11 protein-coding genes are annotated in these 9,102 nt (G+C 72.2%); 3 read left to right on the plus strand and 8 right to left on the minus strand.

Annotated elements, in window-relative coordinates; translation table 11 throughout:
• Positions 1-37: 37 nt before the first annotated feature.
• The 6 genes from IF28_RS0114190 to IF28_RS0114215 all read right to left on the minus strand — a co-directional run bounded on the left by IF28_RS0114190 (position 38) and on the right by IF28_RS0114215 (position 4,861).
• The gene (locus IF28_RS0114190) at positions 38-733 is read right to left on the minus strand and encodes a L,D-transpeptidase family protein (protein ID WP_030218999.1); all 696 of its coding nucleotides are present in this window, start codon (positions 731-733) and stop codon (positions 38-40) included.
• 147 nt (positions 734-880) lie between these two features.
• Positions 881-1,678: an SDR family NAD(P)-dependent oxidoreductase gene (locus tag IF28_RS0114195; RefSeq protein WP_030219001.1), complete on the minus strand. Its 798-nt coding sequence runs from the start codon at positions 1,676-1,678 to the stop codon at positions 881-883.
• A gap of 40 nt (positions 1,679-1,718) precedes the next feature.
• Positions 1,719-2,633 (minus strand): SDR family oxidoreductase, encoded by a 915-nt coding sequence (locus tag IF28_RS0114200; protein WP_030219002.1) that lies wholly within the window; start codon positions 2,631-2,633, stop codon positions 1,719-1,721.
• 94 nt (positions 2,634-2,727) lie between these two features.
• Positions 2,728-3,102 (minus strand): DUF4180 domain-containing protein, encoded by a 375-nt coding sequence (locus IF28_RS0114205; protein ID WP_030219003.1) that lies wholly within the window; start codon positions 3,100-3,102, stop codon positions 2,728-2,730.
• 44 nt (positions 3,103-3,146) lie between these two features.
• The gene (locus tag IF28_RS0114210) at positions 3,147-3,776 is read right to left on the minus strand and encodes an MBL fold metallo-hydrolase (RefSeq protein ID WP_030219004.1); all 630 of its coding nucleotides are present in this window, start codon (positions 3,774-3,776) and stop codon (positions 3,147-3,149) included.
• Positions 3,776-4,861, minus strand: coding sequence for an S-(hydroxymethyl)mycothiol dehydrogenase (locus tag IF28_RS0114215; protein WP_030219005.1), 1,086 nt, complete (start codon positions 4,859-4,861; stop codon positions 3,776-3,778). Before IF28_RS0114215 ends, IF28_RS0114210 begins: the two co-directional genes overlap by 1 nt.
• A 136-nt stretch (positions 4,862-4,997) precedes the next feature.
• Between IF28_RS0114215 and IF28_RS0114220 the strand changes: the two genes are divergently transcribed.
• Both IF28_RS0114220 and IF28_RS0114225 read left to right on the plus strand, forming a co-directional pair.
• Complete coding sequence (locus tag IF28_RS0114220) at positions 4,998-6,752, plus strand: ABC transporter ATP-binding protein (RefSeq protein WP_030219006.1); 1,755 nt, start codon at positions 4,998-5,000, stop codon at positions 6,750-6,752.
• 107 nt (positions 6,753-6,859) lie between these two features.
• Positions 6,860-7,225 (plus strand): nuclear transport factor 2 family protein, encoded by a 366-nt coding sequence (locus tag IF28_RS0114225; RefSeq protein WP_030219007.1) that lies wholly within the window; start codon positions 6,860-6,862, stop codon positions 7,223-7,225.
• Between the two features lie 20 nt (positions 7,226-7,245).
• On the opposite strand, the gene IF28_RS0114230 is transcribed toward IF28_RS0114225, so the two are convergent.
• Both IF28_RS0114230 and IF28_RS0114235 read right to left on the minus strand, forming a co-directional pair.
• Positions 7,246-8,226 (minus strand): CU044_5270 family protein, encoded by a 981-nt coding sequence (locus IF28_RS0114230; protein ID WP_030219008.1) that lies wholly within the window; start codon positions 8,224-8,226, stop codon positions 7,246-7,248.
• Positions 8,219-8,764, minus strand: a complete 546-nt coding sequence (locus IF28_RS0114235) for an RNA polymerase sigma factor (protein WP_030219009.1) — start codon at positions 8,762-8,764, stop codon at positions 8,219-8,221. Before IF28_RS0114235 ends, IF28_RS0114230 begins: the two co-directional genes overlap by 8 nt.
• A 106-nt stretch (positions 8,765-8,870) precedes the next feature.
• Here IF28_RS0114235 and IF28_RS0114240 point away from each other — a divergent pair.
• On the plus strand, positions 8,871-9,102 hold a 232-nt coding region (locus IF28_RS0114240), incomplete at its 3' end, for a cbb3-type cytochrome c oxidase subunit I (protein WP_030219010.1).

A 9,102-nucleotide genomic window follows, 5' to 3' on the forward strand; every position in this document is an offset into this window, starting at 1 on the left:
GGGCGAGTTCACACTCCCAGCGCCCTCCCGGCCGGCATCAGGTGCCCGGCTTACGGCCGTACACGTAGACGTCGTCGCCCTTCTTCAGCAGCGACCAGTACTTCTTGGCCGCGGTCCTGGTCATGTTGACGCAGCCATGGGAGCCCGGCGGGTTCCACATGCTGACGCCGACCGAGTGGAAGGCCTGGCCGCCGTCGAAGAACTGGCTGTACGGCATGGGCACGTCGTAGATGGTCGAAACGTGGTCGATGTTGCGCCAGTAGACCTTCTTCAGACCGGTGCGGGTCTCGTACCCGTTGCGTCCCGTGCGGACCGGCACCGGCCCGTAGACCAGCTTCTTGCCGTCCTGGATCCAGCTGAGCTGGAGCGTCAGGTCGACACAGGCGATACGCCCCTTGTTCGTGGGGCATTTGCCCGACTTGTTAGGGTTCTTGCCGACGGCCTTCTGCTTGTTCATCAGGTTCATCACGCCCCAGGTGACGGGGCCGGCGTATCCGATGTTCGGCGTGATGCCGTGCTTGGTCTGGAAGGCGCGGGTGGCCTTGCAGTCGGCGGAGGACTGCTTCCCGTCGACCGGACGGCCGAGGAACTTCTCCACCTTCTTCTGGTACGGGCCCGTCGAGGTGGTGCAGCTCGCGGCCTGTGCGGGTGCCGCGCCGAGCGCGAGTGTGAGCGGAGCCACCAGCGCGGTGACCCCGAGAACGACGGCACTCCGTCTGCGTATGTCCCCCATGACCTCTTCCGCCTTTCGTCGAGGTGAGCGCATGGTCTGCGCACTCTGCCAGGTAGACGGACGACCGGGAAAATCGGTTGTGCGGACCCGGCGGGCCGCGACCGAACGGTGACAATCGGCTCGCGCGTACCGAAAACGATCACCGGTTCACGGCCGTGTGCCGTCCGTCGCCTGCCGGAAACCGGAGTTGACGGCCGTGATGCCGCCGTCGACGACGAGGGTGGTGCCGGTGATCCAGGCGGCGTCGCGGGAGGCGAGGAAGGTGACGGCGGCCGCGATGTCCTCGGGCTCGCCGACCCGGCCCAGCGGGTAGAGGCGCCGGGCCGCTTCGAGGTCGGCGTCCCGGCCGGCCCAGGCACGGGTGCGGACGGTACCCGGTGCCACGAGGTTGACCCGGACCCCACGCGGTCCCGCGTGCCCGGCGAGGGTGCGGGTGAGGGAGATCAGACCGGCCTTGGCGGCGCTGTAGGCGTGGTTGCCGAAGTCCTGGAGGCCGTTGACGGAGCCGACGCTCACGATCGCGCCCCGGCCCGAGGCGGCGAGGTGCGGGAGCGCGGCGCGGCAGCAGCGGTGGGCGCCGGTGAGGGTGACGTCGAGGTCGGCGGCCCACTCGTCGTCCGGCTCGTCCTCGAAGCGGGGCGCGTCCGGTGTGCAGTGGGCGGCGTTGTTCACCAGGACGTCGAGCGAGCCGAAGGCGTCCACCGCGTGCGCCACGGCCCCCTCGACGGAATCCCGGTCGGTCACGTCGCAGGCGAAGGGCTCCGCCGTCAGCCCCCGGTCCCGCAGCTTCGACGCCGCCCGCCACGCCGCGTCGGGGTCGGCGTCGGTCAGCAGGACGCGGGCCCCCTCCTCGGCGAACCGGGCGGCGGTGGCCGCGCCGATGCCGCGTGCCGCCCCGGTGATGAGAACCCCGTACCCCGCGAACCGTCTCGTGTCCGTCGTCATGGGGTGAAGGTAGCCGCCGGGGCGATCAGCGCGGCAGGGGTCAGCGGTAGCCGGTGACGTCCGCCGGCTTGCCCGCGTCCTGGACCTCGACGAGATAGCGCCAGGCGTCGGGGCGGCTGCCGTCGAGGTCGGTGAAGCCGTACTCCCCCGCGAGGCCGCCGCTGGAGAGCGAGGTGCCGTTGAAGCGGGCCACATCCGGATCGGCGGCGAGAGCGGCGACGGCCCGGCCCGGATAGCGCGGGGTCTCCGAGATCGCGAAGTGCGGCTCGGTGCCGAGGGCGTCGCGCCAGTTGTCCTCGCGTACGCCGAACTGGTCGAGCATGATCTCCGAGCGCAGCCAGCCGGGGGTGAGGGCGACGGCGGTGGCACCGCGCGGGCCGAGTTCGTGGCCGAGGGCGAACGCCATGCGCAGCACGGAGGACTTGGCCAGGTCGTAGAAGAAGGAGACGCGGTAGTGGTCGCGGTTGTAGTCGGCGGTGCCGTCGGTGACCTCGACGACGAGTCCGCCGGGGTGGCGCAGCAGCAGGGGCAGGGCGTGGTGGCTGGTGATCGCGTGGGTCTCGACGGCGAGCCGCAGCAGGCGCAGGCCCTTGTCGAGGTCGTGTTCCCAGACGGGCGCCTCCCAGTCGAAGAGCGTCTCGCCGCCCCAGATGTCGTTGACGAGGACGTCGAGGCGGCCCTGCTCGGCGGCGATCCGGTCGACGAGCGCCTTCACCTGTGCCGGTTCGAGGTGGTCGGTGGGCACCGCGATGCCCCGGCCGCCCGCCTCGGTCACCAGGTCGGCGGTGTCCTCGATGGTCTCGGGGCGGTCGTACTCGGAGCGGCGCTCGCGGGTGCTGCGGCCCGTGACGTACACGGTGGCGCCCGCCGCCCCCAGCTCCACGGCGATGCCCCGCCCCGCGCCCCGGGTCGCCCCGGCCACCAGCGCGACCCTGCCCTTCAACTGCTCCGACATGTACGGCCTCCCGTCAACGGCTCTTCGCTGTCGCTTCGAGCCTGACGGGTAAGCCGGACATCCTCTGTCGTCTTTTACCGGGTGGTCCGCGAGGTCACCCGGCCGGGCGCAGTCGTGCGTCGAGGTCGTCGTAGGTCGGCAGGAACCAGATCTGGCCGCCGTTGTTGGTCTCGTGGACGAAGTCGCGCAGGGCCGTGCTCGCGGCGATGTGCCGGGAGATGTCGCCGACCAGGACGAGGCGCAGCCGGTAGTTGGCGAACTTCTGCATCACCGCGCCCGCGATACCGGAGCGCAGCCGGAAGAACTCGTCCGCGACCCGCTCGACGGGCACCGCGACCAGCTCGGCGTCCTGTCCGAAGGCGTCGCCGAGCAGATCGAGTGCCGCGCTCTCGCTGTCCAGGAGCGGGCCGTCGGGAGCGCAGCGCAGCACGCGTACGTCATGGAGGGTCACGAGTGAGTTGGTGGTCATGGGGCGTGATCGTACGGCCGGACCACGCCCCATGACCACGTTGTTCAGTGACCCCGTGCGATCCACTCCTGCAACTGCGGGGCCTCCGCGCCGATCGTGGTGGAGTCGCCGTGACCGGTGAGGACCTTCGTCTCCGGCGGGAGGGCCAGCAGCCGGTCGCGGATCGAGTCGATGATCGTCGGGAAGTGGGAGAAGGAGCGGCCGGTGGCGCCGGGGCCGCCCTGGAAGAGGGTGTCGCCGGTGAACACGGTCGCCAGCCCCGGCTCGTACAGGCAGACCGCGCCCGGTGCGTGCCCCGGTGTGTGCAGCACGGTGAGGTCGGCGCCGGCGGCCTCGATGACCTGGCCGTCGGCCAGCCAGGAGTCGGGGTCGCGGTCGGGGTGGGTCTGCCTCCACAGCGGGAGGTCGTCGGGGTGCAGCCAGATGGTGGCACCGGTGCGGTCGGCGAGGGCGGGCGCGGCGTCGATGTGGTCGTTGTGGGCGTGGGTGCACACGATGGCCGTCAGGCGCCGGTCCCCCACCGCCTCGGCGATGGCGTCGGCGTCATGGGCTGCGTCGATGACGATCGCCTCGTGGTCGTCGCCGACGATCCATACGTTGTTGTCGACGTCCCAGGTGCCGCCGTCGAGGCTGAACTGCCCCGAGGTGACGAGTCGTTCGATGCGGGCGGCCATCAGAGCACCACCACCGAACGCAGCACGTCGCCCTCGTGCATCCGCTCGAACGCCTTCTCCACCTCGTCCAGGCGGATGGTCTCGGTGACGAACGCGCCCAGGTCCAGGCGGCCCTGGAGGTGGAGGTCGATCAGCATCGGGAAGTCCCGGGAGGGCAGACAGTCGCCGTACCAGGAGGACTTGAGGGAGCCGCCGCGGCCGAAGACGTCCAGCAGCGGCAGTTCGAGCTTCATCTCCGGGGTGGGCACGCCGACCAGGACGACCGTGCCGGCCAGGTCGCGGGCGTAGAAGGCCTGCCGGTAGGTCTCGGGGCGGCCGACGGCCTCGATGACGACGTCGGCGCCGAAGCCGCCGGTGAGGTCGCGGATCGCCTCGACGGGGTCGTTCTCCCGCGAGTTGACGGTGTGGGTGGCGCCCATGGAGCGGGCCTTCTCCAGCTTGCGGTCGTCGATGTCCACGGCGATGATCTTCGCCGCCCCGGCCAGGCGGGAGCCGGCGATCGCCGCGTCGCCGACGCCGCCGCAGCCGATGACGGCGACCGAGTCGCCCCGGCCGACCTCGCCGGTGTTGATCGCGGCGCCGATGCCGGCCATCACCCCGCAGCCGAGGAGCCCGGCGACCTGCGCGGAGACTCCGGGGTCGACCTTGGTGCACTGTCCGGCGGCGACCAGGGTCTTCTCGGCGAAGGCGCCGATGCCCAGGGCCGGGGAGAGTTCGGTGCCGTCGGTGAGTGTCATCCTCTGCTTCGCGTTGTGGGTGTCGAAGCAGTACCAGGGGCGTCCGCGCAGACAGGCGCGGCACTTCCCGCACACCGCACGCCAGTTGAGGATCACGAAGTCGCCGGGCCGGACGTCGGTGACGTCGTCGCCGACGGACTCGACGACGCCCGCGGCCTCGTGGCCGAGCAGGAACGGGAAGTCGTCGCTGATGCCGCCCTGCTTGTAGTGGAGGTCGGTGTGGCACACCCCGCAGGCCTGGATCCGGACCACCGCCTCACCGGGGCCGGGATCGGGCACGACGATCGTCTCGATCCGCACCGGCTCGTCCTTGCCGGGGGCGATCACGCCGCGTACTTCCTGCGCCATGCTGCTGACTCCTTGGTCGGCCGGTATCCGTTCCCCTCCGACCCTACGCGGGAAAGATTTCTTCCGCCGCCCGCCGTGCGGCGCGGGCACCCCGGCGACGTAATCTGAATCATCGGACGACGCCGAGGGGGGCGACGTGAGCAACACCGCAGAGGAATCCGGCCCGCCCGCCTGGCGGCTGCTCCTCGGATACGTACGACCGCACCGCTGGGCCCTGCTGGGCGGCGCCGTGCTGTCCCTGATGACCGGGGCGACGGGACTGATGCTGCCGCTGGTGGCCCGGGACCTGATCGACGACCTCTCGGACGACCGGGCGATCACCGGGGCGCTGCTGCTGATGTCGGCGCTCGTCGTCGCCAACGCCGTACTGGGGGCGCTGGGTTCGTATGTGCTGCGGCGTACCGCGGAGTCGGTGGTGCTCGGGGCGCGGCGCTCGCTGTCGTCGTACCTGCTGCGGCTGCGGATCGCCGCGGTGGACCGCACTGAGCCGGGCGATCTGATGGCCCGCGTCACCTCCGACACCACACTGCTGCGCGAGGTGACCACCGACTCGCTGGTCGGTCTCGGCACGGGCGGGCTGACGCTGGTCGCGACGGTGGTGCTGATGGGGTTCGTGGACCCGGTGCTGCTGGGTGTCACGCTGGGCGTGATCGCGCTGGCGGGCACGGTGCTCGGGGTCATCGTGCCGCACATCAACCGGGCCTCCCGGCAGGCGCAGGACGCGGTGGGTGTGATGGGGGCGTCCCTGGAGCGGGTGCTCGGCGCGCTGCGCACGGTGAAGGCGTCCGGTGCCGAGCCGCGGGAGGAGCGCACGCTGCACGACGCGGCGCAGGAGTCGTGGCGGCAGAGCGTGCGCGCCGCCAAGTGGTCGGCCGCGGCGGGCAATACGGCGGGGCTCGCGATGCAGATCGCGTTCATCACGGTGCTCGCGGTGGGCGGCGCGCGGGTCGCGACGGACGCCATCGACATCGGGACGCTGGTGGCGTTCCTGCTGTTCGTGTTCTATCTGATGGCGCCGATCCAGCAGGTCGTCGGCGCGCTCACGCAGTACCAGACGGGCAGTGCGGCGCTCGCCCGGATCCAGGAGGCGCTGCGGCTGCCCGCCGAGCCGGCCGCCGGTCCCGCCCGGTTGCCCGAGACCGGTACGACGCCCGCCGCGCTCGCCTTCGACGACGTCCGCTTCCGGTACGCGGAGGATCTGCCGTACGTCCACCACGGGGTGACGTTCACGGTGCCCGCGCAGGGCATGACCGCGTTCGTCGGCCCGTCCGGCGCGGGCAAGACCACGGTGTTCTCCCTCATCGAGCGGTTCTACGACCCCGGCTCCGGCGTGATCACGTTCGACGGCCGCGATCTGGCCGACTGGGAGCTGCCGCGGCTGCGCGCCTCGATCGGGTACGTCGAGCAGGACGCGCCGGTGCTGTCGGGCTCCCTGCGGGACAACCTGCTGCTGGGCAACCCCGAGGCGGACGAGGGCGCGCTGACGCGGGTGCTGAAGACGACGCGGCTGGACGGTCTGGTGTCCCGGCTGCCGGACGGGCTCGACACCCTGGTGGGGCATCGCGGCACCAAGCTGTCGGGCGGTGAGCGTCAGCGGGTGGCCATAGCCCGCGCACTGCTGCGCCGCCCCCGGATGCTGCTCCTGGACGAGGCCACCTCGCAGCTCGACGCGGTGAACGAGGCGGCGCTGCGGGACACGGTCGCCGATGTGGCGCGTACGACGACGGTCCTGGTGGTCGCGCACCGGCTGTCGACGGTGACGATGGCGGACCGGATCGTGGTGATGGACGCGGGCCGGGTCCGCGCCGTCGGCACCCACCGGGAACTGGTGACCGCGGATCCGCTGTACGCGGAGCTGGCGGCCACCCAGTTCCTCGCGACGGCGGGGTGAGCGGGGTTCGGCTTGCCCTGCCCGGCGGGCCGGAGGAGGCTGGCAGGAGGGGCCGTACCGGCCCGCCGGAGGTCCGGGCCGCGGTCCCTCGGAGGAGGTACGTCATCATGACCACCGCGGCACATCCCGCCTTCGGCACCGACACGCTGCGCCGGGGTATCGAGGCGGACACATCGGCGGCGCTGGTGTCGCTGTACGCGGACGACGCGGAACTGCGCGTCGTGGACCGCCACACCCAGCCCAGCCACCCCAAGGTCCTGCACGGCCGCGACGAGATCGCCGCCGTGCTGGACGACGTCTACAGCCGCGACATGACGCACACCCTGGAGGCGTGCGTCGTCCAGGGGGACCACGCCGCCTACTGCGAGAGCTGCCGGTACGCGGACGGCACGCGGGTGCTCTCGGAGTCGATGCTCACCCTGCGGGACGGGAAGATCACCGGGCAGATGATGATCCAGGCCTGGGACGAGTAGGACCGGCGGTACGGAGGTGGTCAGCGCATCCAGGCGCGGTACTGCATGACATCGCCCGCCCGCACGCCGTACTCGGGCCGGTCGGCGGTGAACGTCTCCTCCAGGCCGAGGACGGCGCCGGTGGACGGGTCCAGGATCAGCATGTGGCGGACGCCCGAGCCGTCGTCGTACACATAGGCCTGGCCGGGCCGGCCCACGCGGTCCGTGAGCGCGCCCGCGGACCGCAGTCCGCCGGAGTCGGCCAGCAGCCCGGCGAGCGCGGCGGACTCGCGGGCGCCGAGCGTCCAGTTGTCGAGCAGCTGGGCCATGGCGTCGAGGAGTTCGGGCGTGGTCCGGATGTCGCCGTGCACCGTCTCGGCGAGGTAGGCGCGCAGCCGTCCGGTGTCATGGGGAGGGCGGGCGGCGGGCGGGGCGTCGCTCCAGCTCGGCGGGAAGGTCACCCGGCTGATCACCTGCCCGTCGTCGACGAGGCGCGGTGTGCCGTCCTCGTCGCTGAGGACGGGCCGGCCGTGCTGCCGGGGGTCGGTGGCCACGACGAGTTCGGTGTGACGGCCGTCCGCCGTCCAGCGCACCATGCGCTCCTCGGGCAGGGTGACCGGCGGCTCCGTGTCGCTCATGCCGAGGCTCCACGACCGCACATGCGTGCCCTTGCGCAGTGCCGGGCTGCCCTCGGACGCGGCGGTCGCGGCCCGCTCGGCGAGCCGTTCCAGGGGTACGGGGGCCGAGTCGGCCAGCACGGCCAGCGGGCGGGGCGCGGCGATCGCGGGGGTGGCGGCGGGACCGCCGAGCAGCAGCACGGAGGTGAGGGCGGCGACGGCGGCGACGGCCGTGAGGACCCAGACCGGGCGGAGGCGGCCGCCGGGCCGCGGCCGGGTGCGACGGCCGTCGAGCAGCCGCCCGAGCCGGAGCTCCGCTCGGTGGTCGAGGGGGCCGTCGCCGAAGGCGGGGCCGTCGCCGGGTACCGGGTTGGCGCGGCGCAGCACATCGAGTTCGTCAGTCATGGCCGTGGTCCTTGGAGGCGTGCGCGTCGGCGGGGGCGGGGCACAGTCGGTCGATCTCGGCTCTCAGCCGGCGGCGGGCCCGGTGCAGACGCATGGCCGCGGCCCGCCGGCCGCAGCCCAGGGCGACGGCGACCTCGTCGACGCCGAGTTCCTCCCAGGCGGTCAGCCGCAGCACCTCCTGGTCGGCCGGGGCGAGCCGGGCCAGCGCCTCGTGCACCCAGTCGCCCGGCGTCTCGGTTCCGGGGCCGGCCACGAGGTGCCGGCGGTGGGCGGTGTGGTCGTTGCCCAGCCGGTGGACGAGCCGCCGGCGGCGCCCCTGGCCGCGTACGGCGTTGGCCAGGCAGTTGCGGGCCACGCCGTACAGCCAGGGCAGCGGGGCGGCCGGCAGGTCCGCCCGGCGCCGCCAGGCGACCGTGAACACCTCCGCCACCACTTCCTCCACCTCGCTCGTACGCCCGTCCAGTCGCCGCGCCACATAACGGCTGACCGCCCAGTAGTGCTCGCGATAGGCAGCGGCGAAGATCTCGTCGTCGCTCATGTCCCGTCGGTGTCCGGCATCCCCGTGATCGTCACCGCCGGATGGCGTGATCCATGTCGCATCCTGCGAGTGTGACCGGCGGGCGGCGCGCGGACACAGGCGGGTCGTGAAAAGCATCGACGGACTCAGGGGCCGCAAGGGCCTGACGTGGCTGACGACCACGGACCACAAGACGATCGGCACGCTGTATCTGGTGACGTCGTTCGTCTTCTTCGTCATCGGTGGCGTGATGGCGCTCCTGATGCGTGCCGAGCTGGCCCGTCCGGGCCTGCAGATCATGTCGAACGAGCAGTTCAACCAGGCGTTCACGATGCACGGCACGATCATGCTGCTGATGT

The sequence above is a fragment of the Streptomyces sp. NRRL WC-3626 genome, from assembly GCF_000718785.1.
GTDB lineage: Bacteria > Actinomycetota > Actinomycetes > Streptomycetales > Streptomycetaceae > Streptomyces > Streptomyces edwardsiae.